The 24,426-nt window shown below is 65.7% G+C and carries 26 protein-coding genes; 16 read left to right on the top strand and 10 right to left on the bottom strand.

The features are described from left to right. Positions 1-83 precede the first annotated feature (83 nt). Together NLM15_RS25960 and NLM15_RS25955 are read left to right on the top strand one after the other, a co-directional pair. Positions 84-857 carry an SDR family oxidoreductase gene (locus NLM15_RS25960; RefSeq protein ID WP_254120270.1) on the top strand — a complete coding sequence of 258 codons (774 nt, stop codon included), beginning with the start codon at positions 84-86 and terminating at the stop codon, positions 855-857. A 176-nt stretch (positions 858-1,033) separates the two neighbouring features. Further along, entirely contained in the window at positions 1,034-1,216 is a 183-nt protein-coding gene (locus NLM15_RS25955) for a hypothetical protein (protein WP_254120269.1), read from the top strand. Between the two features lie 58 nt (positions 1,217-1,274). Here NLM15_RS25955 and NLM15_RS25950 read toward each other — a convergent pair whose 3' ends face one another. Then, on the bottom strand, positions 1,275-1,883 hold the full coding sequence (locus tag NLM15_RS25950; protein WP_254120268.1) for an FMN-dependent NADH-azoreductase: 609 nt from the start codon (positions 1,881-1,883) through the stop codon (positions 1,275-1,277). 83 nt (positions 1,884-1,966) lie between these two features. Between NLM15_RS25950 and NLM15_RS25945 the strand changes: the two genes are divergently transcribed. Further along, the gene (locus tag NLM15_RS25945) at positions 1,967-2,377 is read left to right on the top strand and encodes a helix-turn-helix domain-containing protein (protein WP_254120267.1); all 411 of its coding nucleotides are present in this window, start codon (positions 1,967-1,969) and stop codon (positions 2,375-2,377) included. Positions 2,378-2,558: 181 nt separating this feature from the next. Here the strand turns inward: NLM15_RS25945 and dprA are convergent, their stop codons facing one another. Beyond that, a complete protein-coding gene (gene dprA / locus NLM15_RS25940) occupies positions 2,559-3,701 on the bottom strand; it encodes a DNA-processing protein DprA (RefSeq protein WP_254120266.1) in 1,143 nt (380 codons plus the stop codon). Positions 3,702-3,791: 90 nt separating this feature from the next. Between dprA and NLM15_RS25935 the strand changes: the two genes are divergently transcribed. Further along, positions 3,792-5,036 carry an amidase gene (locus NLM15_RS25935; protein WP_254120265.1) on the top strand — a complete coding sequence of 415 codons (1,245 nt, stop codon included), beginning with the start codon at positions 3,792-3,794 and terminating at the stop codon, positions 5,034-5,036. Here the strand turns inward: NLM15_RS25935 and NLM15_RS25930 are convergent. The 4 genes from NLM15_RS25930 to NLM15_RS25915 form a co-directional block, all read right to left on the bottom strand. Further along, positions 5,028-6,224 (bottom strand): patatin-like phospholipase family protein, encoded by a 1,197-nt coding sequence (locus NLM15_RS25930; RefSeq protein WP_254120264.1) that lies wholly within the window; start codon positions 6,222-6,224, stop codon positions 5,028-5,030. The two genes, NLM15_RS25935 and NLM15_RS25930, sit on opposite strands and share 9 nt — an antisense overlap. A gap of 212 nt (positions 6,225-6,436) precedes the next feature. Next, complete coding sequence (gene plsY, locus NLM15_RS25925; protein WP_254120263.1) at positions 6,437-7,033, bottom strand: glycerol-3-phosphate 1-O-acyltransferase PlsY; 597 nt, start codon at positions 7,031-7,033, stop codon at positions 6,437-6,439. 47 nt (positions 7,034-7,080) lie between these two features. Then, positions 7,081-8,382, bottom strand: coding sequence for a dihydroorotase (locus NLM15_RS25920; protein ID WP_254124416.1), 1,302 nt, complete (start codon positions 8,380-8,382; stop codon positions 7,081-7,083). A gap of 5 nt (positions 8,383-8,387) precedes the next feature. Then, a complete protein-coding gene (locus NLM15_RS25915) occupies positions 8,388-9,335 on the bottom strand; it encodes an aspartate carbamoyltransferase catalytic subunit (protein ID WP_254120262.1) in 948 nt (315 codons plus the stop codon). A 171-nt stretch (positions 9,336-9,506) separates the two neighbouring features. Between NLM15_RS25915 and NLM15_RS25910 the strand changes: the two genes are divergently transcribed. From NLM15_RS25910 to NLM15_RS25900, 3 genes are read left to right on the top strand one after another with little or no spacing between them, the layout of a single operon-like run. Further along, positions 9,507-10,901 carry a caspase domain-containing protein gene (locus tag NLM15_RS25910; protein ID WP_254120261.1) on the top strand — a complete coding sequence of 465 codons (1,395 nt, stop codon included), beginning with the start codon at positions 9,507-9,509 and terminating at the stop codon, positions 10,899-10,901. Further along, positions 10,898-11,671 carry a M15 family metallopeptidase gene (locus NLM15_RS25905; RefSeq protein WP_254120260.1) on the top strand — a complete coding sequence of 258 codons (774 nt, stop codon included), beginning with the start codon at positions 10,898-10,900 and terminating at the stop codon, positions 11,669-11,671. The genes NLM15_RS25910 and NLM15_RS25905 overlap by 4 nt, the downstream gene beginning before the upstream one ends. A 54-nt stretch (positions 11,672-11,725) precedes the next feature. Then, positions 11,726-12,493: a CPBP family intramembrane glutamic endopeptidase gene (locus NLM15_RS25900; RefSeq protein WP_254120259.1), complete on the top strand. Its 768-nt coding sequence runs from the start codon at positions 11,726-11,728 to the stop codon at positions 12,491-12,493. Here NLM15_RS25900 and NLM15_RS25895 read toward each other — a convergent pair. Together NLM15_RS25895 and ruvX are read right to left on the bottom strand one after the other, a co-directional pair. After that, positions 12,490-13,413 (bottom strand): AEC family transporter, encoded by a 924-nt coding sequence (locus NLM15_RS25895; protein ID WP_254120258.1) that lies wholly within the window; start codon positions 13,411-13,413, stop codon positions 12,490-12,492. The genes NLM15_RS25900 and NLM15_RS25895 overlap by 4 nt on opposite strands. Before the next feature lie 3 nt (positions 13,414-13,416). Next, positions 13,417-13,908 (bottom strand): Holliday junction resolvase RuvX, encoded by a 492-nt coding sequence (gene ruvX, locus NLM15_RS25890; protein WP_254120257.1) that lies wholly within the window; start codon positions 13,906-13,908, stop codon positions 13,417-13,419. A gap of 46 nt (positions 13,909-13,954) precedes the next feature. On the opposite strand from ruvX, the gene NLM15_RS25885 reads away from it, so the two are divergent. Continuing rightward, positions 13,955-14,173 carry a hypothetical protein gene (locus tag NLM15_RS25885; RefSeq protein ID WP_254120256.1) on the top strand — a complete coding sequence of 73 codons (219 nt, stop codon included), beginning with the start codon at positions 13,955-13,957 and terminating at the stop codon, positions 14,171-14,173. Positions 14,174-14,229: 56 nt separating this feature from the next. Here NLM15_RS25885 and NLM15_RS25880 read toward each other — a convergent pair whose 3' ends face one another. After that, positions 14,230-15,165 (bottom strand): cyclase family protein, encoded by a 936-nt coding sequence (locus NLM15_RS25880; RefSeq protein WP_254120255.1) that lies wholly within the window; start codon positions 15,163-15,165, stop codon positions 14,230-14,232. A 195-nt stretch (positions 15,166-15,360) separates the two neighbouring features. Next, positions 15,361-16,251 carry a LysR family transcriptional regulator gene (locus tag NLM15_RS25875; protein WP_254120254.1) on the bottom strand — a complete coding sequence of 297 codons (891 nt, stop codon included), beginning with the start codon at positions 16,249-16,251 and terminating at the stop codon, positions 15,361-15,363. A gap of 97 nt (positions 16,252-16,348) precedes the next feature. Between NLM15_RS25875 and NLM15_RS25870 the strand changes: the two genes are divergently transcribed. The 8 genes from NLM15_RS25870 to NLM15_RS25835 all read left to right on the top strand — a co-directional run bounded on the left by NLM15_RS25870 (position 16,349) and on the right by NLM15_RS25835 (position 24,237). Beyond that, positions 16,349-17,368: a nitronate monooxygenase family protein gene (locus NLM15_RS25870; RefSeq protein ID WP_254120253.1), complete on the top strand. Its 1,020-nt coding sequence runs from the start codon at positions 16,349-16,351 to the stop codon at positions 17,366-17,368. Positions 17,369-17,516: 148 nt separating this feature from the next. Continuing rightward, the gene (locus tag NLM15_RS25865; RefSeq protein ID WP_254120252.1) at positions 17,517-18,593 is read left to right on the top strand and encodes a nitronate monooxygenase family protein; all 1,077 of its coding nucleotides are present in this window, start codon (positions 17,517-17,519) and stop codon (positions 18,591-18,593) included. Between the two features lie 78 nt (positions 18,594-18,671). Next, a complete protein-coding gene (gene gatC, locus NLM15_RS25860; RefSeq protein ID WP_254120251.1) occupies positions 18,672-18,959 on the top strand; it encodes an Asp-tRNA(Asn)/Glu-tRNA(Gln) amidotransferase subunit GatC in 288 nt (95 codons plus the stop codon). An 18-nt stretch (positions 18,960-18,977) separates the two neighbouring features. Continuing rightward, positions 18,978-19,190, top strand: a complete 213-nt coding sequence (locus NLM15_RS25855) for a hypothetical protein (RefSeq protein ID WP_212301069.1) — start codon at positions 18,978-18,980, stop codon at positions 19,188-19,190. Then, on the top strand, positions 19,187-20,662 hold the full coding sequence (gatA, locus tag NLM15_RS25850) for an Asp-tRNA(Asn)/Glu-tRNA(Gln) amidotransferase subunit GatA (RefSeq protein WP_254120250.1): 1,476 nt from the start codon (positions 19,187-19,189) through the stop codon (positions 20,660-20,662). Before NLM15_RS25855 ends, gatA begins: the two co-directional genes overlap by 4 nt. Next, complete coding sequence (locus NLM15_RS25845) at positions 20,653-20,955, top strand: hypothetical protein (protein WP_254120249.1); 303 nt, start codon at positions 20,653-20,655, stop codon at positions 20,953-20,955. Before gatA ends, NLM15_RS25845 begins: the two co-directional genes overlap by 10 nt. Then, entirely contained in the window at positions 20,952-22,430 is a 1,479-nt protein-coding gene (gatB, locus tag NLM15_RS25840; RefSeq protein WP_254120248.1) for an Asp-tRNA(Asn)/Glu-tRNA(Gln) amidotransferase subunit GatB, read from the top strand. The genes NLM15_RS25845 and gatB overlap by 4 nt, the downstream gene beginning before the upstream one ends. 1,540 nt (positions 22,431-23,970) lie before the next feature. Continuing rightward, positions 23,971-24,237 (top strand): hypothetical protein, encoded by a 267-nt coding sequence (locus NLM15_RS25835; RefSeq protein WP_247321777.1) that lies wholly within the window; start codon positions 23,971-23,973, stop codon positions 24,235-24,237. Positions 24,238-24,426 lie beyond the last annotated feature (189 nt).

Below are 24,426 nucleotides of genomic sequence, written 5' to 3'. Positions count from 1 at the left end.
ATCACGCGCTTGTGTGGTTGCATCATAAAACCATGTGGCCTAGATGGCAACTCAGTTTCATTATGAAACCACTGGAGGCGAGCATGAGACTTCAAGGCAAGACGGCACTGATTACGGGCGGCAACAGCGGCATCGGGTTTGCGACGGCAAAGCTGTTCGTGGCCGAAGGCGCGAAGGTGGTGATCACCGGGCGTAACAAGGAGACGCTGGCGGCTGCCGGCAAGGAGCTTGGCCCGAACGCGCTCGCGCTCGCCGCGGATGCGACCGACATCGCCGCGACGGACGCTGCGATCAAGCAGGGCGCCGAAAAATTCGGCAAGTACGACATCGTGTTCGCCAATGCCGGCATTCCCGGCGGCACGCCGCTCGGCTCGGCGACGCTGGAGGTTTTCGAGAAGGTGATCAGCACCAACCTCACCGGCGTGTTTTTCACCGTTCAATCCGCGCTGCCCTATCTCAACGACAATTCCTCGATCATCCTCAACGGCTCGGTGATCTCCGTGCTCGGCATCCCCGGTTACTCCGCCTATGGCGCGGCGAAAGCGGGCGTGCGGGCGATGGCGCGGATCATGGCCTCGGAGCTGTCGCCGCGCGGCATCCGCGTCAACGTCGTTGCGCCCGGTGCGATCCGCACGCCGATCTGGGGCGCGGCGGTCGCAACGCCGGAAGCGGAGAAGGCGTTCGAGAAGCGCATCGGGCTGTCGACGCCGCTTGGACGTATTGGTGAACCGGATCACATCTCGAAGACGGTGCTGTTCCTCGCCTCCGATGATTCCGCGCATGTGCAGGGCCAGGAGATCTTCGTCGACGGCGGCGCGGTGGCTTCGCCGGCCGGCGCGCCGATCTATCGCGGCTGATCAACTCTTTCGAAAATTGAATCGGTCGGCGCGATCGCTGCGGTTGCGCCGGCCGGATCCTGCACCTCGCGAGCCTTGTTTCGCTGAACCTTCCGTGAGGTGTTGAACCTTCGCATCTGCTGCGCAGACATTTTTACGGGCAGGGGGTCAAAAGACTCATTTTAAAGGAGCCCGAAATGCCGAAAGCAGTTCGCATTTTTTCGTCGATTTCAGCACCGCGTATTTACACCGAACGTTCCGCCATTCCCGCCAAGCGCTCCGACACGTCCGAGCTGATCGGGGTGGCTCTTTTCTCCGGCATCGGCCTGTTCATTTCACTCGTTGCCGTCATCCTTGGCGTTCAGGGCGCCTGGTTTTAGCTCCGTCGATCTGTCAGCCGCCGCCGGAGTCCGGCAGCGGCTGTTGTCGGCGTAAGCGTTACGCCGCACGCAGACTGGTGGCGGCCTGAAGCGCGCCGGCCAGCGCCTTCTCGCGATGCTCAGGGCCAACCTGGATGCCATCTGCGACGATGAACTCAGGGCTCGTGACGCCCATGAAGGCGAACACGCCGCGCAAATAGGTTTCGAGATGCTCGAGCGAGGCGGCCGGCGTGCCCGGACCGTAATAGCCGCCGCGCGAGATCGCGATGATCACGCGCTTGTTGCCGGCAAGGCCCTGCGGGCCGTTGGCGTCGTATTTGAACGTCTTCCCCGCCACGAGGACGCGGTCGATCCAGGCCTTGAGCTGGCTCGGAATCGTGAAATTGTACATGGGCGCGCCGATCACGACGATGTCGGCATCGAGGAACTCGTTCAGCACCGCCGCGCTCGCGGCAAGGTCGGGTCCGAGTTCCGCCGGTGCAGGCGCGCCTTGCGCGGCCGCGAGATGCGAGCCGGAGAGGTGGGCGAGCGGCGTCTGGGTCAGGTCACGATAGATCAGGTCGAGGGAGGGCGTCGCCTGCCTGAGCCGGTCGACGATGGCGGCCGAAACCTGCCTGGAGACGGAGTGGGGTCCGAGGACGCTGGAGTCGATATGGAGGAGTTTCATTGGGGTCACCCATGGTATAGATTTGTAACCCGCACTACATGAGTGACTGTCAAATTCCCCGCAAGAACGCACTTTTTTGAGCCATGGGCACATCATTGAAACCTGCACACACCGATTTGCCTGCTCCGCGGCTGCCGGATCCGGACCATGCCGACTGCCGCGGCGTGGCCTCGGTCCTGTCGCGCGTCGGCGACAAGTGGAGCGTGTTCGTCATCATGAACCTGAGCGACGGGCCGAAGCGCTTCAATGAGCTGAAGCGCATGATCAGCGGCATCTCGCAGCGGATGCTGACCTTGACGCTGCGCGGACTGGAGCGCGACGGCCTTGTCACGCGCACGATCTTTCCGACCATTCCGCCGCGCGTCGATTACGAGCTGACCGATCTCGGCCGCGGACTGCAACAGCCGGTGAAGGCGCTCGGGCAGTGGGCCATGGACCATCTGATGCAGATTGAGGCTGCACGTACGCATTTCGATAAGCGCAACGACACCTGAGGCGGGCAGTTCGCCGGGCGCGACACTGAGCGCGCTCCTCGCCCTTCGAGACGACCGCTGCGCGGTCTCCTCAGGGTGAGGCTAAGTGGCATCGTTGCGCCTTGAAATTGCTGCCACACCCTCCGTCCTCATCCTGAGGGCCCGCCAAAGGCGGGCGTCTCGAAGGATGGCCGCAGAGAAATTAGAGCAGCGACACCAGTCCGCCGCCGTGACGTTCGAGACGGCCGGCAAGCTCGAGCTCCAGCAAAATCGTGCGGACGATCGCGGGCGGGGCGCCGGACATCCGCACGAGATCGTCGATCGTCACAGGGGCGGGGCCGAGCAGGCCGGTGATCTGGTCGCGGTCGTGCCCTTGCGGGTCGCTCTCGAACGGCTCGCTGTCCGGCTCTTCAGCCGGATGCATCAGCGGCCGCTCCATGATCGGCTGAACTGCGTTGACGATGTCGGCGGCTTCGGTGACGAGCGTTGCGCCCTGCTTGATCAGGTCGTTGGTGCCGGCGGCGCGCGGATCGAGCGGCGAGCCGGGCACCGCGAACACCTCGCGGCCCTGTTCGGCCGCCATGCGGGCGGTGATCAGGGAGCCCGAGCGGTGCGCCGCCTCCACCACGACGACGCCGAGCGCGGCGCCCGAGATCAGCCGGTTGCGGCGGGGGAAGTCGCGGGCGCGCGGCTCATGGCCGAGCGGCATCTCGGAGATCGCCGCGCCCGCGTGATCGAGCAGCGAGGCGAGCAGATCGCCATGCTCGGGCGGATAGATGCAATCATGTCCGCCGGCGAGCACCGCGATGGTGCCGCTCTCGACGCTCGCACGGTGCGCAGCCTGGTCGACGCCGCGCGCCAGCCCCGAGATGACGACAAAACCGGCTTCACCAAGCTCACGTGCGAGCTGGCCGGCGAATTTGAGGCCTGCACCAGAGGCGTTGCGCGAGCCGACGATGGCGATCATCGGCCGCATCAGGGTTGCGCTGTCACCGCGTACCGCGAGCAGGGGCGGCGCATCGTCGATCATCGCCAGCCGCGCCGGGTAGCCGTCCTCGCCGGGCGCTAGCCAGGCGATGCCGAATTTGCGGCTCGCGGCGAGCTCGGCCTTTGCCTCATCCGCGCTGCAGATGCGACCCGATCGCTGCGCACCGCCGCGGCGCGCCAGATCGGGCAGGCGCTCCAGCGCCGCGCGCGGGCTGCCGAAATGATCGACCAGCGAACGGAAGGTGCGCGGCCCGACATTGTCGGACCGGATCAGCCGCAGGCGGTCGATCCTGTCAGCCTCGGTCAGCTCAACGCTCGGATTGATGGCGTCCACGGCGTCTCCTTGCAGGCGCAGCATGGAACAACCTGAGGGCGTGGGCAACAGCGGCGTGCGCTTGCACGGCCTCGCCCCGATGCTAAAAGCGATGCCAATAAGAAGGGTTTTGCCATGATCTCACTCGCCGACCTCCAGCGCCGCATTGAAGCGGGGGAGCTTTCGCCCGATGACGCCATCGCCCAGTCGCACGCGGCGATCGAGGCCAGGGAGAAGGACGTCCACGCCTTCGTCCGTCACGACAAATCCGCGAAGGCGCAGGCCTCCGGCCCGCTGCGCGGCATCGCCGTCGGCATCAAGGACATCATCGACACCGCCAATATGCCGACCGAGATGGGCTCGGAGATCTATCGCGGCTGGCAGCCGCGCAGCGACGCGCCTGTGGTGATGATGCTGAAGCGGGCAGGCGCCACCGTCATCGGCAAGACCACGACCACGGCGTTCGCCTCGCGCGATCCGACCCCGACGCTCAATCCGCACAATCTCGGCCATACGCCGGGCGGCTCGTCCTCGGGTTCGGCGGCAGCCGTCGGCGCCGGCATGGTCCCGCTGGCGCTGGGCACCCAGACCGGCGGCTCGGTGATCCGGCCCGCCGCCTATTGCGGCGCCGCCGCGATCAAGCCGTCGTTCCGGATGCTGCCGACGGTCGGCGTGAAGTGCTATTCGTGGGCGCTCGACACGGTCGGCCTGTTCGGGTCGCGTGCGGAAGATCTCGCGCGCGGACTTCTGGGAATGACCGGCCGCACCGAATTCTCCGGCATTGCCCCGGCAAAGGCGCCGCGCATCGGCGTGGTCCGCCAGGAGTTCGCCGGCGCCGTCGAACTGGCCGCCGAAGAGGGGTTGCAAGCTGCGATCAAAGCGGCGGAGCGTGGCGGCGCCAGCGTGCAGACGATCGCTGCGCCGGAGTCGGTGGCGGAAGCCTGGCGCATCCACCCGATCATCCAGGACTTCGAGGCGCATCGTGCACTCGCCTGGGAGTTTGACGAGCATCACGACGAGATCGCACCGATGCTGCGTGCCAGCCTCGATGCGACCGTCGGACTGACGCCGAAGGACTATGACGAGGCGCGCCGCATCGCCCGTCGCGGCCGCCGCGAGCTCGGTGAGTTGTTCGAGAATTTCGACGTGCTGCTGACCTATTCGGCGCCGGGCACGCCGCCGGCCAAGGAGCTCGCCTCGACCGGTGACCCCCGCTACAACCGGGTGTGGACGCTGATGGGCAATCCTTGCGTCAACGTGCCGGTGCTGAAGGTCGGCGGCCTGCCGATCGGCGTGCAGGTGATCGCGCGCTTCGGCAACGATCCCGGCGCGCTTGCGGCCGCATGGTTCCTGGAGAACGCGCTGGCGAAATCAGGCTAGCGCCGGCTCGGCCAGCGGCGGGGCGCGTTGGGCTTCGGTGCCAACAGCGCCTTGCCCCAGCCAGCGCTCGGCGGCCTCGCGGCCGCTCCGGTGCAGCGTGCGAATGAAGCCGCGGCCAAGATCGGTGGCCGAGCGCTGCGCAAGTCCGTCAACGGAGTCTTCGGCCGCGATCCTGCAGAGCCGCAGCGAAGGCGCGGCATGTGATTGTGCCCATTCGATCGCCGCGATCTCGGCGTTGAGGGCGGCGTTGGCTGCGATCTGGTCGAGCCTGCGGTCGATCGCGGCGAGCGTGATCGGCACGTAGCTGTCGCGCGTGGGCGTGACCTGGACGAGCAGCAGGTCGGAGGTCGCCGATTCCTGCGCCAGCCGCACCAGCGGTGGATTGCCGCCGAAGCCGCCGTCCCAATAGGCCTCGCCCTCGATCTCGACGGCGCAATGAACCAGCGGCGGACAGGTCGAGGCCAGTGCGACGTCGGCGGTGATGGCATCGTTGCGGAAGATCTGCTGCTGGCCGTCGCGGATGCGGGTCGCCGCGATCAGCAGTTTTGGACAGGCCGCATCGCGCAAGGCGGCGAAATCGATGTCGCGCGACAGCGCCTGGCGCAGCGGATCGAGATCGAACGGATCGAACTGGCCGGAGCGCAGCGTCGGGCCGAATGCGACCGAGCTTCCCGCCGGCGAGAATCCGCCGACCAGCATCAGCGAGCGGAACGAGGCCTCGTGCATCAGGCGGGCCCAGAACCGGTTCAACCGCGAACGCGCGCCTTCGCGTCCGCCTTCGGCGAGGCCGGAGGCGAGCAGCAGCGCATTGACGGCGCCGGCGCTGGCGCCGCTGATGGTGTCGAACTCGATGGTCGGGTGTTCCAGCAGCCGCTCCAGCACGCCCCAGGTGAAGGCCGCGAAAGTGCCGCCGCCCTGAAGCGCCAGCGAGAGTTTTCGCGGCGGCCATTGGTCGGAGCGTGGCTGCGCGACAGGCGTGGGCGTTGGTACGACCTCGACCGCGACAGGAGCGCGAGCGATTGGCTCGGGCTGCGGCGCCGGCGGAGAAACGGGGACAGGCTTTGGCGCCGGAGGCGGCGAGGGCGCATCTGACCAGATATTGGTCATCGACAGCAGCCGGCTTGCCGCGGTGCCGGAAGCACCGTGCGAACCACCCCCGTCATGCGCGCCGACTATCTCTTCGCTCATTCTGAGCAACCGCGTAACGCCATTTCCCCTGTCAGGATGACAGGCATGGAACCTGTTCGCCACTGAAGCCGTAAGTCGGCTGTGAGTTGCGAACAGGATTTGGCATATAATGCGGAGGCCTTGCGGCGGTATCCGTACTTTTTCCGGCTTCAGATTTTGTTTTGACGCGTTTTCTTCACGCGAACCGGTACCCACTTCGCTCGAAAACGCTTCTAAGCCTTTTCGCCGATCCGGCTTTCCTTGCCCGCTTGCAATCGCTTGATGTTCTCGCGATGCGCGTAGAACAGCAGCAGCGTCAGCACGGCCGCTAGCGCGGACAATGCGAGGTGGCCGAACCACCAGAGGAACATCGGCGTGATGAACGCGGCCACCAGCGCAGACAGCGAGGAGTAGCGGCTGGTGAAGGCGGTAGCTAACCAGAGCAGGCAGAACACGACGGCGCCAGGCCAGAACAGGCCGAGCAGGATGCCGATATAGACGGCGACGCCCTTGCCGCCCTTGAACTTGAGCCAGACCGGGAAGAGATGGCCGAGAAACGCGCCGAGCCCGGCCACCATGGCGGCATTGGGCCCCGCGATGTAACCGGCGATCACCACCGCGACGGTGCCCTTGAGGGCGTCGAACAGCAGGGTGCCTGCGGCAAGGCTCTTGCGTCCCGTGCGCAGAACATTGGTGGCGCCGATGCTGCCGGAGCCGATCGAGCGGATATCCTGCGTGCCGGCGAGCCTGGTCAGAATCAGCCCGAACGGGATCGAGCCGAGGAGGTAGCCGATGACGAAGGCCACCGGCAGAAAGGCTTCAAGCCCCATGGCTACAGATTCCTTGGCTGAATCTCCATGTCGAACGACCCCGCGCGTCAGACATGCTCGTACACCGTCCGTCCGCCGACAATGGTGCGCACCACGCGGCCTGTAAAGCGGGCCTCGTCGAACGGGGTGTTCTTGCAGGGCGATTTGAGGTCGGCGGGATCGACCACCCAGGGCACGTCAGGGTCGATCACAATGACGTCGGCCGGGCTGCCGGCGCGCAGGGTTCCACCCGCCAGCCCGAGCAGCTCGGCTGGCCGCGTCGACATCGCCCTGATCAGCGTCTTCAGTTCCATCTCGCCGTTGTGCACGAGGCGCAGGCCCGCTGGCAGCATGGTCTCGAGCCCCACGGCGCCGGGAGCGGCCTCCGCGAACGGCAGCCGCTTGACCTCGACGTCCTGCGGATTGTGGTCGGACATGATGACGTCGACGAGGCCGGAGGCCATCGCGGCGACCAGCGCGCGGCGGTTGTCCTCGGTCCGCAGCGGCGGCGACAGTTTCAGGAACGAGCGATAGGGACCGATGTCGTTCTCGTTCAGCGCAAGGTGGTTGATCGAGACCGAGGCGCTGACGGCGAGCCCGGCGTCGCGGGCGCGCTCGAGGATGTCGAGGGAATCGATGCAGGACAGCGAAGCCGCATGATAGCGGCCGCCGGTCAGCGCGACGAGGCGCATGTCGCGTTCGAGCATCACGGCCTCGGCGGCATTCGGGATGCCCATCAGGCCGAGCCGCGAGGCGAACTCGCCTTCGTTCATCACGCCTTCGCCGACCAGGTCGGGGTCCTCGGTGTGGTGCACGATGAGCGCGTCGAAATCGCGGGCATAGGTCAGCGCGCGGCGCATCACCTGCGCATTGGTCACGCTTCTGTCGCCGTCGCTGAAGGCGACCGCGCCGGCGGCCTTCAGCAGGCCGAACTCGGTCATCTCCTCGCCGCGCATGCCCTTGGTCAGCGCCGCCATCGGCTGGATGTTGACGATGGCGGTGTCGCGGGCGCGGCGCATCACGAAGTCGACGGTCGCCGAGTTGTCGATGACCGGAGATGTGTCGGGCTGGCAGATGATGGTGGTGATGCCGCCGGTCGCGGCGGCCTGGCTCGCCGAGGCAAAGGTCTCGCGGTGGCTGAAGCCTGGCTCGCCGACAAAGGCGCGCATGTCGACCAGGCCGGGCGCCACGATCTTGCCGGAGCAGTTGACGATGTCGGTGCCCTCGGGGACGCCGGCTGCACCGATGCCGCGGCGGGTCTCGCGGATGGTGCCGTCGGCGATGAGGACGTCGCCGACACCGTCGAAATCCCTTGAGGGATCGACGACGCGGGCGTTGGCGAGCAGGATCGGGCGGCGGTCGGTCAGCATCGGCATCACGCGTTCGGAAGGTTACGGGCGAGCGCTTCCAGCACGGCCATACGCACGGCCACGCCCATCTCCACCTGTTCGCGGATCAGGGACTGCGCGCCGTCGGCGACTGCGGTGTCGATCTCGACGCCGCGGTTCATGGGGCCGGGATGCATCACGAGTGCGTCCGGCTTGGCGTAACCGAGCTTCTTCTGGTCGAGCCCGAAATAGTGGAAATATTCGGAGGACGACGGCACGAATGAGCCGTTCATGCGCTCGCGCTGGAGCCGCAGCATCATCACGATATCGGCACCTTCGAGGCCCGCGCGCATGTCGCGCGCGACCTCGACGCCCATCCGCTCGATACCGGGCGGCAGCAGCGTGGAGGGGGCGACGACGCGGACGCGGGCGCCCATGGTGTTGAGCAGGATGATGTTGGAGCGGGCGACGCGCGAATGCAGCACGTCGCCGCAGATCGCGATGACGAGCCCCTCGATCCGGCCCTTGTTGCGGCGGATGGTCAGCGCGTCGAGCAGCGCCTGCGTCGGATGCTCGTGCGCGCCGTCGCCGGCGTTGATCACGGAACCGTCGACCTTGCGCGCCAGCAGTTCCACCGCGCCGGAGGCGTGATGGCGCACCACCAGGATGTCCGGGTGCATGGCGTTCAGCGTCATCGCGGTGTCGACCAGCGTCTCGCCCTTCTTGATGGACGAGGAGGACACCGACATGTTCATGACGTCCGCGCCCAGCCGCTTGCCGGCGAGCTCGAACGAGGACTGGGTCCGGGTCGAGGCCTCGAAGAACAGGTTCACCTGCGTCCGTCCACGCAGGACGGTGCGCTTCTTGTCAACCTGGCGGTTGAGCTCGACATATTCTTCGGACAGGTCGAGGAGGCCGGTGATGTCGGCCGCGGAAAGGCCCTCGATGCCCAGCAAATGCCGGTGGCCGAGGACGAAGGTCGATTTCGATGTCATTAAAGCGAGAGCTATAGGCGCGGATGGCGGAGGGGGCAAGGGCCAATGCCGGGGCGGGGAGTTATCCACGGCGCTTTGCAGGCGAGGGGGCTCCGCCGGCCTGTGTTCGGGGCTGCCGCTTTGCGCTAGGCTCGTGCCATTCGTTGCGTCACGGGCCGGATCATGACGAGCATGCGGTATTTTAATCGACTGGCGCGCAATGTTGCTGCGCTGGCGGCCGTTTGCATTGCCGGCCTTGTGACTCCGGCGCTGGCCGAGAAGCGCGTGGCGCTCGTCATCGGAAATGATCTCTATCCGAACCTGCCGGCTGACCGGCAATTGAAGAAGGCGGCCAATGACGCAACCACCATCGCGGATGCGCTGAGGTCACTCGGATTTGAGATCGTGCTGGGGACCAATCTCGGCCGCCAGGGGATGATCGACCGGCTCGCGGACTTCACGGCGCGGCTCGAGCCGGGCGATACCGCCGCGGTGTTCTATGCGGGGCATGGCGTTGCGATCGCGGGGGTGAACTACCTCGTGCCGAGCGATGTACCTGCCGTCACCGAGGGCGCTGAAGCGAGGGTGCGCGGCGCCTCGATCGCCGAGCCCGATGTGATCGCCGAGGTCCAAGGAAAATCGGTGCGGGTCGCCTTTATCGTGATCGACGCCTGCCGCGACAATCCGTTTCCGCGCGCCGCTGGCCGCTCGATCGGGAACACGCGGGGGCTTGCCGATACCCGGCCTGCGCGCGGAATCTTCACGCTCTATTCGGCGGGGATCGGCCAGACTGCGCTCGATCAGCTCAGCAGCAATGATTCGGCGCATAATTCGGTGTTCACTCGCATCTTCGTCGAGCAGCTGAAACGGCCCGAGCTGCATCTCGGCGATCTCGCAGTCGAGGTGCGCGAGCGAGTGGCGGCGCTGGCGCTGACGGCGAGCGATGGCGCGGGGCAGCCTGCGCCGCACGAGCAGACGCCGGCCTATTACGACCAGACGCTGGGTGGGCGCATTTTTCTCTGGGCGCCGCTGTCGTCGGAACGGCCAGTGGTCGGCATGCTGGTGAAGCCGCAGGCAAAGCCGGCGGTTGCTGAGCGCGCGACCATGCGTCCGCTGCGTCCGTCCGCGGCAGGCGAAAGCTGTGCCCGCAGCGGCTTTGAGACCTATTGCGTCAGCTCGATGCTGAAGCCGCAGTTCGGCAATTCATACGGCGCGGCGAACCTGTTCGACGCCTCGACAGGAACGGCCTGGGTCGAGGGCGCGCCGGGGAATGGCATCGGCGAATGGATCACGGTCGAATTCGAAACGCAGAGACGGGTCAAATCGATCCATGTGCAGAACGGCTACCAGAAGAGCCCCGATATCTTTGCCAAGAACAACAGGGTTCGTCAGATCCGCGTGCTATTCTCCGGCGGCGAGTCGCAAATCTTCATCCTTGACGACAAGCTGTCAGCGCAGCTGCTGACATTGCGGCCGCAGGTTTCGGCCTATTGGATGCAATTCATCATCGACGACGTCTGGGCCGGCAACAAATACACGGACACCGCGATCACAAAGCTTCTGGTCAACTCGGATCCGGTGCAATGACCGCTGGTACGGGGATCGTGGCGCGTGCAGCGCTCGTTGTGCTGCTGACGATATCAATCCTCGCGCCGGCGGGGGCACAAACCTTGCCGGGCGGCTTCGTCCATCTGCGCGATATCGACCCGACCATCATCCAGGACATCCGCTACGCCACCTCGAACAATTTCGTCGGCCGTCCGCTCGCCGGCTATGGTGCCGGCGAATGCGTGGTGAAGCGCGAGGTCGGGCTGCGGCTGAAAGCGGTTCAGCAGGAGCTGGCGGCGCAAAATCTCTCGCTGAAAATGTTCGATTGCTACCGGCCGGCGCGGGCCTCGCTCGACATGGTGAAGTGGTCGCAGAACGGCCGCGAGACGGCCGCCGAGCGGCGCTACAATCCGAAGATCCCGAAGACCGAGCTGTTCCGCCTCGGCTACATCGCGAGCCGTTCGCAGCATTCCACGGGCGCGGCGCTCGATCTCACCTTGGTCGATCTCAAGGCCGACAATTCGGGCAGGTACGAGCCGTCGAAAGCCTATGCCGATTGCACGGCGCCGGTCGAGGCGAGGGCGCCGGAGGCCAGCGTCGACATGGGCACGGGCTACGACTGCACGGACGCGAAGGGGCACACCGGGGCAGCGTCGATCAATCCGGAGCAGCGCGCCTGGCGCAGGCGGCTGGTGGCCGCGATGGCGAAGCAAGGCTTTGTGAACTATGCGAAGGAGTGGTGGCATTTTTCCCTGCCGGGGGCGGGCGGGGCGGCCTATGATTTCCCGATTCCGCCACGGACGAAGTAGATCGTCGTGCGAACGGCCCCGGAATGAGGGTGCCGTCCCAACGAAAGCGCTTGAATGGACTCCCTCAATCCCGAACTCCCGCCGCTCACCGTGACGCCCGCGGTCGATGCACGCGTCTGGAAATTCTGGGGTACGTCGCTCTGGGGCATCGTCATCTTCGCTGCAATGTTCGTCGGGCAGGTCGGTGCCATCGTCTATCTGGCCTGGGTCCGTGGCGATCCCATCGACCTTGCGTCGATGCAGCGCGTCGGTAGCGACCCGGCGGCGCTCGCGCTCTCGGTGACGATGGGCCTGCCGGCGACGCTGGCCGCGGTATGGCTGGCCGTTCGCATCAAGAAGGCCGCCTTCGTCGACTATCTCGCGCTCAATTGGCCGTCCTGGAAGCAACTGCTGTTCGGCGCGGTCGGCCTCATCCTGATCGTCGTCGCCTGGGAGACGATGTCACGCGCGCTCGGCCGCGAGGCGACGCCGGGCTTCATGACCGAGCTGTTGAAATCCGGCCGCGACAAGGGCGCGGCGTTGTTCCTGCTGTTCGCTTTCAGCGTGGCCGCGCCGATGTCGGAAGAGGTTTTGGCGCGCGGCTTCCTCTATCGCGGCTGGTCGGCGAGCTTCCTGCGCGTGCCCGGCGCGATCCTCCTGTCGTCGCTGGTGTGGACGGTCGTGCATCTGCAATACGACATGTACTTCCTCGCCGAGGTCTTCACCATTGGCCTGTGGTTCGGCTACATGCGCTATCGCGCCAATTCGCTCTGGCTCACCATCGTGCTGCACGCGCTGAACAACCTGACCGCGGTGGTGCTGACGATGTGGCTGGGGAGCTAGGCCACCAGCGCGATCGCGATCGGCATCGTGATTGCCGCCAAAATCGTCTGCAGCGTGATGATCTGCGCCAGCAGCGGCGCATCGCCGCCCATTTGGCGGGCCAGCACATAGGCGCTGGGCGAGGTCGGCACCGCCGCGCAGATTGCGACGATCGCGAGGCTGTCGCCCGAGAGTCCGAACCAGGCGGCGAGCGCCAGCGCGAGCACGGGCATCAGCACCAGCTTGAACGCGACGCCGACCGTCGCGCTCACGCTCGGGCGGAGCAAACCCTCGAGCTGCAGGCCGGCGCCGGTGACGAGCAGGCCGATGGCGAGCGAGGACCGGCTCAGCGCGTCCGCCACGTCATGCCAGATCTTCGGCAACGGCAGGTGCAGCAGGTTGATGGCGAGCCCGATCACGCAGGCCCAGATCAGCGGATTGCGGACCACCGTCATGACGATGGCGCGCGCGGACTGCTTCTCGGGCGATGCATAGTGCGCGAGCACGGCGACGCTGAACACGTTGACCAGCGGAATGATCGCGACCATCGCCACCGAGGCCAGCGCCAACCCGACATCGCCGAACATGTTGGCGGAGACGGAGAGCGCGACATAGGTCTGCCAGCGCGTCGCGCCCTGGAAGATCGAGGTGAAGGCGGGACCGTCGATGTCGAGCCGCGCCAGCGCCGGGCGGAGCGCGAGGCAGAGCAGCGACATCGCGAGCACCGACAACAGCAGTGCGCCGCCGACGCCGGCGACCGGCACCCTTGAGAGGTCGGCCTTCACCAGCGTCTGGACCAGCAACATCGGGAACAGCACGAAATAGGTCAGCCGCTCCAGCCCGTGCCATTGCGTGTCGAGCCGCATCAGGGTGCGCCTGAGCACCACGCCGAGCACGATGAGGATGAAGACCGGCAGCAGCGCCGCGATCACGACCGCCATGGATCAGCCGGTCCCCGGGCTGGCGCGAAGATTGGCGAGGCGGTCGAGCGCGCCTTGCAGGATGAAGATCGCGGCATGCTCGTCGATCACCTCGGCGCGCTTGGCGCGGCTGACATCCATGCCGATCAGCTCGCGTTCGACCGCCGCGGTCGACAGGCGCTCGTCCCAGAGGCCGATGGGAAGCGTCGTCAGCCCGGCGAGGTTTCGAGCAAACGCCCGGGTGGATTGCGCCCGCGGGCCCTCGCTGCCGTCCATGTTGATGGGAAGGCCGAGCACGAAGCCGACCGCCTTGCGCTCGGCCGCGATCGCCAGCAACCGCGCCGCGTCCTGCTTGAATGCCTTGCGCTGGATGGTCTCGACGCCGGTGGCGAGGCGCCGGTCCGGATTGGACACGGCTACACCGATGGTCTTGGTGCCGAGATCAAGCCCGACCAACCCGCCGCGTTCGGGCCAATGGGTTGCAGCATCGATCAGGGGCAGGATAAGAGCGGGCATGGTCTAGCGCATATCATGCGTCGCGCTGCGGAGTGAACCCGGAACAATGGATGCGCTGACATTATTCGGCTTGTTCGCCGTCACGGCGATGCTGGTCACTTACGCCCTGGAAGACCGCAGCCACTGGTTCGTGCTGCTGTTCGCAATGTCCTGCGCGCTCGGCTCGGCCTATGGCTTCCTGCAAGGCGCCTGGCCGTTCGGCCTCGTCGAGGCGATCTGGGCCGTCGTGGCGCTGCGGCGGTGGCAGGTGAGACCACAGGCATAGTTCGGGCGAGGGGCCTGACGGATGGCAGGTGGATCCTCGCCCGCAGGTGGATCAGATCAGCGGATCGCGATCGGGTTGATCATTGCCTGCACGCCGCCGGTCCAGCGCGGCTGGCCCAGCACGAACAGGAATTCATAACCCTTGTCCCGCGCGAGCGCGGCCGTGTCCATGTTCTCGAGGATGTAGGTCCCGTTCATCGCGAGCAGGATCTGGTGCACCTCGAACACGTTCTTGGACTCGAACGGCAGTACCTCGAGCGCCCAGGTGTCGGCGCCGATCGCGACGACGCCTTTGCCGGTCAGGTACTTTGCGCCTTCGACGCCGAGCCCGGGCTCGCCCGCCGAGTAGCGCTTGTCGTCCTTGCCGATCAGGCTGAGCCAGCCGGTATGGAAGATGACGACGTCGCCCTGGCGGATCTCGACGTTCTGTTGTTTGGCGGCTTCCTCGATCTCCTTGACGTTGAAGGCGGTGCCTTCCTTCACCACGTCGGTTTTGAAGTAAGCGGCCATGTCGAGCAGCACGCCGCGGGTGACCATCGGCGGCACCTTCTCGATGCCGAGCTTCTTCAGCCCGTTCGGATCGGCGAAGTCGGCGAGCTTGTTGCCGTTGTAATAGACGTGCTCGACGCCGAGATGACCGAGACCGTCGAGCTGGCTGCCGATGCCGACCCAGGTGTCCAGGATGTCGTCATTGTAGGTGGCCTTGTTGGGGCCGAGGCCCGGGCTGCCGGCCTGTCCGGGCTGCACGATGGTGATCTTGAACGTGCGCGGCGGATAGGCGGGCGTCTGCGGCGTGACGGGGATGCCGAGTGCGTAGGTCTTTCCGGTCTTCACCAGAGAGGCGGCTTTTACCACGAGCTCGGGCGTCATGTAGTTGGCGGCGCCGATCTCGTCGTTCGGCCCCCATTTCGATTTGGTCCAGTCCTGAGCGCTTGCAGTTCCTGATATCGCCGAAAACGCGGCGACGCAGCACAACACGAGCGTATTGCGCATCGATCGTCCTCCCGATGTTTTGCCGATGTTTGGGTTGCGTTATGGTTTCGCGCTGGCCAGTCGCTCATCCTAACGTAGAAGGGGCGCGCGCTTCAAAGTTTTTCGCGCGTATACTGCGTCGCGTCGACTGAACGCAGCGCAGTTTGAACGCGATGGATTTGTGACGAATTTCGTCGCGCGGAACGTTGCGTCGCCTCAGGCCGCGATGACGTCGTCGTCTTTCTTAAGGCAGGAGATGAATCCGCCGAGTGCGCTGGTTTGGTGCCCGGCGCGGCGCTGGATGAAGAGCGTCTCGACGCGTGCGTGCGAGGCGCTCAGCGTGTGGATGGTCACGCTGCCGCTCATCGCGCTGCGTTCGACGACAGTGCGCGGCAGCAGCGTCACGCCCATGCCGGCGGCTACGCAGCCGATCATGCCGTCGAGTGTGCCGAGCTCGAAGCGCGCCGCCGACGGCCAGCCGAATTCGACAAAGATCTGCTCGAGACGCTGGCGGTAGGTGCAGCCGGTGCGGAACGCCAGCGCCGTCGGGCCCGATTCCGGCGTGCCGGCGCGCAACTCGGCGAGCGAACTCCAGCGTCGCGCGCTGACCAGCACCAGCTCTTCGCGGAAGGCGCTTGTCGCGGTGAGCTCGGCATGTGCGATGGGACCCGCGACGAAGGCGCCGTCGAGCGCGCCTTCGAGCACGCCGGCGACGAGGTCGGCGGTGGGTGCGGTGCGCAGGCTCAACCGGACGGCGGGGAAGTTGCGGTGGAAATCGGCGAGGAGGGGCGGCAACCGCACGGCGGCCGTCGTCTCCATCGAGCCGATCGCGAGCGGTCCCTTCGGCTCGCCATCGTCACGCGCGGCGAGCACGGCTTCGCGCGATAATGCGGCCATCCGCTGCGCGTAAGGCAAAAGACGTTTGCCGGCGCCGGTCAGCGTCATGCCGCGGCTGTGGCGTTCGAACAGCGGCGTGCCGATCTCTGCCTCCAGCGCCTTCACGCGCTGGGTGACGTTGGATTGCACCGTGTTGAGCTCTTCGGCGGCGCGGGTGATGCCGCCGGTGCGAGCGACCGCGGCAAAGGTCTGGATATCGCTGAGTTCCATGGTGTCGTTTCGTTTTTTGAGATGGCAGCGTTCTCTAGAATTCAATTTTGAAGAATGCTATTCGCGCCTAATGTTCCTGTCCAGAGCGGGAGGACCCATGCCGATCACCACGCCGCTGACGCAGCTTCTCGGGATCAAGCATCCGATCCTGTCGGCGCCGATGGACACGATCGCAGGCAGCCGGCTGACCCGCGCGGTCAGCGGAGCGGGCGGATTTGGGATCCTGGGCGGTGGCTACGGCGACCGGGCGCGGCTGGAGGCCGAGACCAGGGAGCTGAAGGGTTTTGCGCCGTTCGGTATCGGCTTCATCACCTGGAGCCTGGCCAAGCAGCCCGAGCTTCTCGACATCGCGCTCGACGCCGAGCCGCAGGCCGTCATGCTGTCATTCGGCGATCCCGCGCGGTTCGCGCCGCGGATCAAGACGCGCGGCGCGCGATTGATCTGTCAGGTGCAGAGCGAGGACATGGCGAAGCAGGCGCTCGACGCCGGGGCGGAGATCTTGATCGCACAGGGCACCGAGGCGGGCGGCCATGGCGCATCGCGCACCACGGTCGATATCGTGCCGGCGATCGTCGATCTCGCGGCAGGGCGGGTACCGGTCGTCGCGGCCGGCGGTATCGCCGATGGCAGGGGGCTCGCCGCCATGATGATGCTGGGTGCATCCGGCGTGCTGATCGGCACGCGCTTCTATGCCAGCGTGGAGGCCAATGGCGCGGACGAGGCCAAGCAGCGCATTCGCGACGCCGACAGCAATGACACGGTGCGCGGCGTCATCGTCGACTGGTCGCGCAGCCTGTTCTGGCCGGCCCCGTTCACGGCGCGAACGCTGGTCAACGATCATATCAAGAGCTGGACCGGCCGCGAGGTCGAGCTGATGCAGCGCGCAGGCGAGGTTGCTGCCGAGTATGCCGCGGCGAGAGCCGCAGGCAATTTCGAGGTCGCGGCCGTCTTTGCCGGCGAGGCCGTCGGCCTGATCCATGATATTCCCCCGGCGGCCGAGATCGTCGAACGCATCGCGATCGAGGCTGAGCAGTTACTTGCCGGCCGTCGCAATTCGGTGACGGCGGCGCAGAGTTCTTCACCCTCCCCTGGAGGGGGAGGGTCGCTGCGCATGTAGCGAAGCGCAATGCGTAGCGGGGTGGGGTGATCTCTCCACGCGGGCAGCGTCTCAATGGAGAGACCGTCACCCCACCCCGCTCGCGCTTCGCGCGATCGACCCTCCCCCTCCAGGGGAGGGTAAGGACAACAACTAGCGAGACCAAACCATGTGGCCTGACCGTCGACTGATCGACCTCTTCAAGACCGAATTCCCGATCGTGCTGGCGCCGATGGCCGGTGTGATGGATGCGGAGCTGGTGATCGCGGCCGCGCAGGGCGGTGCGCTGGGCTCGCTGCCCTGTGCGATGCTGTCGGCGGAGAAGGCGCGCGAGCAGGTCGGCCTCATCCGCCAGCGCGTGAAGGCGCCGGTGAACCTGAACTTCTTCTGCCACACGCCGGTCGAGCTCACGGCCGAGGCCGAAGCGCGCTGGAAACAGCGGCTCACGGACTATTATGCGGAGCATGGCCTCGACCCGGCGGCGCCCATCAATGCGGCGAACCGCGCGCCGTTCGATGCCGCCTTCTGCGAGGTCGTCGAGGAGCTGAAGCCGGAAGTCGTCAGCTTTCATTTCGGTCTGCCGGAGCCGGCGCTGCTCAAGCGCGTCAAGGCGGCCGGCTGCCTCGTCATCTCGTCTGCCACGACCGTGAAGGAAGCGATCTGGCTCGAGCAGCACGGCGTCGATGCCGTGATCGCGCAAGGCGCCGAGGCTGGCGGCCATCGCGGCATGTTCCTGACCGACAAGATCTCCGAGCAGCCCGGCACGTTTGCGCTGGTGCCGCAGGTCGCCGACGCCGTGAAGGTGCCGGTGATCGCGGCCGGCGGCATCGCCGACGGGCGCGGCATTGCCGCGGCCTTCGCGCTCGGTGCCTCCGGCGTGCAGATCGGCAGTGCTTACTTGCGCTGTCCGGAATCCAAGGTCAGCGCGGGCGGCCGCAAGGCGCTCGCCGAGGCGGGCGACGATTCCACCGTCATCACCAACGTCATGACCGGACGTCCGGCGCGCGGGGTCCAGAACCGCCTGATGCGCGAAGCCGGCCCGGTCTCGCCGGATGCGCCGCCGTTTCCGCATGCCGCGACCGCGCTGGGGCCGCTGAAGACGGCTGCCGAAAAGCAGGGCAGGGTCGATTTCACCAATCTCTGGGCCGGCCAGGCCGTGGCCCTGGGCCGCGAGGTCCCGGCGGCCGAATTGACCCGGGATTTTGCCAAATCGGCGCTGGCCCGGATGAAGGCTCTGGCTGGGTAAGGTGGGAAGCGCCGGTTGCGGCGCAAAACCGGCCTCTGCTATACGGCACATAGGTTTTGCCGTGAGAGGCCTTATATAATGTCCGTCGACGCCGCTACCGTCCGCCGCATCGCGCATCTGGCGCGCATTGCGGTTTCCGAGGGCGAGGTTCCGCATCTGCAGGGCGAGCTCAACGCCATGCTCGCCTTTGTCGAGCAGCTCTCGGAGGTCAATGTCGAGGGCGTGGAGCCGATGACCTCGGTCACCCCGATGCAGATGAAGAAGCGGCAAGATTTGGTCAATGACGGCGAGATCGCCGAGGATATCGTTGCCAACGCGCCCGCGACCGAAGGTCACTTCTTTCTTGTGCCCAAAGTCGTCGAGTAACTTTCAGGACGCCGTCCGATGTGCATGCTTTGCGACGATGAGAAGGCCTATCAGGCCTACATGAACTATCTCGACAAGATGGAGCGGCAGGGCAAGGCTGCCGATCCCAATGTCGCCGTCAATGCCGTGCTCGACGAGCTCGAGGCCGCCGCGAATGCGGCCGCCAAAAAAGACGACCCGGCCAACGACAAAACCCTGTCTCCGTTCTTCTGCAGCCCGATCAATAAATGACCGATTTGACATCGCTGACGCTCGCCGAGGCCCGCAAGGGTCTCGCGGCAAAAACTTTCACGTCGCTCGAGCTGACCGACGCGCATCTGAACGCGATCGAAGCCGCGCGGGTGCTCAACGCCTTCGTGCTTGAGACGCCAGACCAGGCGCGCGCCATGGCGCGCGAGGCCGACGGCAAGATCGCCAAGGGCGATGCCGGTCCGCTCGCGGGCATTCCGCTCGGCATCAAGGACCTCTTTGCGACCAAGGGCGTGCGCACCACGGCGTGCTCGAAAATCCTCGGCAATTTCGTGCCAACCTACGAGTCCACGATCACCTCGCAGCTCTGGCGCGACGGCGCGGTGATGCTTGGCAAGCTCAACAATGACGAGTTCGCGATGGGCTCGGCGAACGAGACCTCGTGCTTCGGTCCCGTCGGCAATCCCTGGCGGCGCGACGGCTCCAACACCACGCTGGTGCCGGGCGGCTCGTCCGGCGGCTCGGCCTCGGCCGTGGCGGCGCTGCTCTGCATGGGCGCGACGGCGACCGACACCGGCGGCTCGATCCGCCAGCCGGCGGCATTCACCGCGACCGTCGGCATCAAGCCGACCTATGGCCGCTGCTCGCGCTGGGGCATCGTCGCCTTTGCCTCCTCGCTCGACCAGGCCGGTCCGATCGCGCGCAGCGTGCGCGACAGCGCGATGCTGCTGCGCTCGATGGCCGGGCACGATCCGAAGGACACGACCTCGGTCGACATTCCCGTGCCGGATTACGAGGCTGCGATCGGCAAGTCCGTGAAGGGCCTCAGGATCGGCATCCCCAAGGAGTATCGTCTCGACGGCATGCCGGCCGAGATCGAGAAACTCTGGAGCGAGGGCGCGGCCTGGCTGAAGGCGGCGGGCGCCGAGCTCGTCGAGGTGTCGCTGCCGCACACCAAATACGCGCTGCCGGCCTATTACATCGTCGCGCCGGCGGAAGCGTCCTCGAACCTGGCGCGCTATGACGGCGTCCGCTACGGGCTGCGCGAGCAGGGCAAGACCATCAACGAGCTCTACGAGAACACCCGCGCAGAAGGGTTTGGCGCAGAGGTGCGCCGCCGCGTCATGATCGGCACCTACGTGCTCTCGGCCGGCTATTACGACGCCTACTATCTGCGCGCCCAGAAAGTGCGCACGCTGATCAAGAAGGACTTTGAGGATTGCTTCGCCAAGGGCGTCGACGCGATCCTGACGCCGGCGACGCCGTCGGCGGCCTTCGGCATCGGCGAGAAGGGCGGTGCCGACCCGGTCGAGATGTATCTCAACGACATCTTCACGGTGACCGTGAACATGGCGGGCCTGCCCGGCATCGCGGTGCCCGCAGGCAAGGACGCGCAGGGCCTGCCGCTCGGCCTGCAACTGATCGGCCGTCCCTTCGACGAGGAGACGCTGTTCTCACTCGGCGAGGTGATCGAGCAGGCCGCCGGCCGCTTCACGCCCGCGAGGTGGTGGTGAATGTCGCCGCGTTCATCGCAAGCCTCGACGGCGCGGCGCCCGCGCCGGAGCTGAACGCGCCGCTCGCCGGTCTCTGGTGGGCCGGCAAGGGCGACTGGGACCAGGCGCACAAAATCGTCCAGGACGACAACGGCCGCGACGCCGCCTGGGTGCACGCCTATCTGCACCGCGTCGAAGGCGATCTGGGCAATGCCGGCTACTGGTATCGCCAGGCCGGCCAGCCGACGGCAAAGGATTCATTGGAGGCAGAGTGGGAGCGGATCGCTGCCACGCTGCTCGGGAGCAAGACATGAGCACGGCCACGCACAAGCTTCTCAAGGGCGCCACCGGTGACTGGGAGATGGTCATCGGCATGGAGATCCACGCCCAGGTCACCTCGAAATCAAAATTGTTCTCGGGCGCCCCGACCGAATTCGGCGGCGAGCCGAACAGCCATGTCTCGCTGGTCGATGCCGCGATGCCGGGCATGCTGCCCGTGATCAATGAAGAGTGCGTCCGCCAGGCCGTGCTCACCGGGCTCGGCCTCAATGCGCAGATCAACCTGCGCTCGGTGTTCGACCGCAAGAACTATTTCTATCCGGACTCGCCGCAGGGCTACCAGATCAGCCAGTACAAGTCGCCGATCGTGGGCGAGGGCGAGGTCGTGGTCGAACTGGACGGCGGCAAGACCGCCACGATCGGGATCGAGCGGCTGCATCTGGAGCAGGACGCCGGCAAATTGCTGCACGATCAGTCGCCGACCATGTCCTATGTCGATCTCAACCGCTGCGGCGTGGCGCTGATGGAGATCGTGTCCAAGCCCGACATCCGCGATGCCGAGCAGGCCAAGGCCTACGTGACCAAGCTGCGCTCGATCCTGCGCTATCTCGGCACCTGCGACGGCGACATGGAGAAGGGATCCTTGCGCGCCGACGTCAACGTCTCCGTGCGCAAGCCGGGTGCGCCGCTCGGCACCCGCTGCGAGATCAAGAACATGAACTCGATCACCTTCATCGGCCAGGCGATCGAGTATGAGGCGCGGCGCCAGATCGAGATCCTCGAGGACGGCGGCGCGATCGAGCAGGAAACGCGGCTCTACGACCCCAACAAGGGCGAGACGCGATCGATGCGGTCCAAGGAAGAGGCGCACGACTACCGCTACTTCCCCGACCCCGACCTGCTGCCGCTCGAGTTCTCGCAAAGCTTCGTCGATGAGCTGAAGGCGGAGCTGCCGGAGCTGCCGGACCAGAAGAAGGCGCGCTTCGTTGCCAATTTCGGCCTGTCGGCTTACGATGCGAGCGTGCTGGTGGCCGAGCGCGAGAGCGCGGTGTTCTACGAGACGGTGCTGGACGCGCTCGGCAACGGTGCCCGCGACGGCAAGATGGCGGCGAACTGGGTGATCAACGAGCTGTTCGGCCGTCTCAACAAGGAAGGACGGGATATTACGGGCTCTCCGGTCAATGCCGAGCAGTTGGCTGCGATCATTGACCTGATCGGCGAAGGTACGATCTCGGGGAAGATCGCGAAGGATCTGTTCGAGATCGTCTGGCAGGAGGGCGGCGATCCCCGCGCGCTGGTCGAAAGCCGCGGCATGAAGCAGGTTACCGACCTGTCGGCGATCGAGAAGGTGGTCGACGACATCATCGCGGCCAATCCCGACAAGGCCGCGCAGGTGAAGGACAAGCCGCAGTCGCTCGGCTGGTTCGTCGGCCAGGTGATGAAGGCGTCGGGCGGCAAGGCCAACCCGCAGAGCGTCAACGACCTCTTGAAGTCGAAGCTCGGCGTCTGACGTCGCGCGTTCGAACGAGGTGACGGACAGGCATCGTCACCTCGCGCTGTGCTCACGATGCGACGTTCGCGCGCATCTCGACGGCAAACTTCATCCCGATCAAGCCACGGCGTAGTTGCGAATCGCGGTCGTGCGATTCGCACAAAGCGGCGACTTCCACGCGCTCCGACGAGCGCCTCCGCCGTTAAGCATGAAAATAATTTCGTTGCCAAAATTCGCGACTCAGAGTCCGCGACTCGCCTCGACGAGACGATCGAGCGCTTTGCAGCGCGCGTCGTCGCTCTGATCACGCGCGATGTGCGCAGACAGAATAATACTTGCTGCATAGGCTTTTCTTGCAATCACTGCACTTGCCGACGTCGATGTTGCGAGAAGCATTTGCAATCGCGGACGCGTGTCTCTGCGCGTCGGCAAATCAAGCGCGGCTGGCGCACGCGCGCTGCGTCGTCAACACTTCCTTAAGTGAGAAGATGTTTTTTTCGTCGTGTTGGTGTATTCGGGGTGAGTGCATTCGATCCCCGACTGCACGCAGCGATTAAAGCCATCTCACACATCGGAGGGCAACATGGCCAAGAAAGCAAAGAAGGCGAAGAAGGCGAAGAAGGCGAAGAGCGCAGTGAAGAAGACTGCGAAGAAGACCCGCAAGGTCGCCAAGAAGAAGTAACTTCGCTTCTGAAGTTGCCGGCTCCTAGAGAGCCGGCACGTCATCAGCGCCTCCTAAAAGGTTCTGGTCGACGATAGAGGGTGTCGGCGAGACATCAGGTCAACGGTCGGATCGTCATCTTTCGCGGGTTCGCTCGCCAAGGACCGGTCCGGCAGAAGAAACAAGTTTTCTTCGTTCGGTGCGGTTCTCCTTCTTGAGGGCTCCGCAATTTCACAACCGGCCTTCGGGCCAACGTGGAATTTGATCCTGACGTGTTCGCCGACGCCCTCGTTCTCTTGAGGCCGGGGTATTGCCGGCATTCCCATTTCCCACATTGCTGATCTGACCGAGACGTGGCCGCGCTGGCGTGGTCGCTCTGCCTTGCCGCAGGCGAGGTCTGCTGCCGGACTGTTGAACCTATCCTCAGGCGTCGTCGCCCGGCTTGACCCGCGATCCGGTACGCCGAGCGACAGTGGCTGAAGCGACGGACCGCGGCGTCCTGGATCCCCCGCGGGAGCCTGTGATCGGGCCCGCCGAAGGCGACGCGCGGTGGGATCACGACAACGCGCCGCTCCCCACAAATAGAGCCGCAGGACACACCTCACCGCGCGCGATGGTTATCGATGTCCCAAAATCCCACGGTAAACCAAATCTGACGAATCGCAGAAGTGCCTGCAAATCAGGGACTTCTTGAATTCCGCGCGCAGACGCCGCGCGCTCGCGTTTACGTCTGCTTCATCGCGATACTTAAACTGCCATTCAAATTTGCCCGCCATCATCCCTCCAACAAGCCGGCAAACGGCTTGGGCAAGAAGACTCGGGGATGAGTTGAACACTTGATTGGACGGGAGCCGCGCTCGGGGGAACGAGGCGGCATAAGAAAAAAGGGGATGCGTTATGTTTCAGGGTACTTTCGATCTGGAGACGGCCACGCCGATCGACGCGGGCGCGCTGTCGGACGTGCTGTTCGAGCGCGGGATCTATTGGGCGAGCGGCCGCTCCGGCCTCGTCGACCTCGTCGCCGCGCATAAATGGTTCAACCTCGCCGCCCTGAAGGGCCGCAAGGACGCCGTGACCCTGCGCCAGGAAGTCGCCGGCCAGATGTCGGACGCCGAGATCTCGGCCGCGCAGCGCGAGGCGAGGGCGTGGGTCTCGGCTCACTGAGCCGGGAATCGCATCCGCGCCCGTGTTTCACGGGTTGAGCCTGGTTGCATTCAATCAAGTTCCTGCGTCGTGCCGCCGCTGGAATCGCGTGGCATGGCCGGTCCGGACAAGAATGAACAACGGTCGCCGATTCAGGTCGCGCCCGACGAATGCGATCTGGAACCCGGACGGCCCTCCGCGCCGCATTGG

This window comes from Bradyrhizobium sp. CCGB20, assembly GCF_024199855.1.
GTDB lineage: Bacteria > Pseudomonadota > Alphaproteobacteria > Rhizobiales > Xanthobacteraceae > Bradyrhizobium.
The sequence above is the reverse complement of the archived record's forward strand: the minus strand, read 5'-3'. Positions and strand labels throughout refer to the sequence as shown.